This window comes from Castellaniella denitrificans, assembly GCF_042653765.1.
Classification (GTDB): domain Bacteria; phylum Pseudomonadota; class Gammaproteobacteria; order Burkholderiales; family Burkholderiaceae_B; genus Castellaniella; species Castellaniella denitrificans.
On record NZ_JBHSEZ010000026.1, the window covers coordinates 1 to 518 of the forward strand.

Below are 518 nucleotides of genomic sequence, written 5' to 3' on the forward strand. Positions count from 1 at the left end.
GGTCGACGGTATGGATCACATCCTTGGGATCGGTATGCCACTTCACGGAAATCTGCTCGTCCACCGAGAACTGGCTGGAGGTATCGCCGGCGCCGATGACGATGTGGTCGATACTTCTGCCGCCCGAGGCCTGGATCGTGACATCCTGGGTCCCGGAATCGCTGTTTGAGCCATCCGACCGGGATCGCCATGCCGCGGTCACATCCACGTCTTCATACGAACCATCGGTATAGAACACGGTGATGTGGGCCTTATCTTCATCGCCTCTGGACTGACTCGTCCGACCATCCGCCTGACGGTCCCCAAACTGGTTCAGGGTCAGGGCCACCTCGGTAATATGCCGGCCATCGGCCGCATTGGCGCTGAAGTCCAGCACCAGCTTCTCGCCGTAAGTTCCGTCCGAAGCACTGCCCGACTGGGTATTGTTCTGGATGTACCGGTCATCCGAACCAGAACTGTTCCAGTTCGGATTGTCGACACTGATGCCCCGGTTGGAGCTGTCACTGACCACTACATTC

Annotated in this window: 1 protein-coding gene; it reads right to left on the bottom strand. The window is 58.5% G+C overall.

Annotated features, from left to right (window positions below; genetic code table 11):
* Positions 1–518, bottom strand: a 518-nt coding sequence (locus ACFO27_RS12160; protein ID WP_376817561.1) for a hypothetical protein, incomplete at both ends; no start/stop codon positions are given.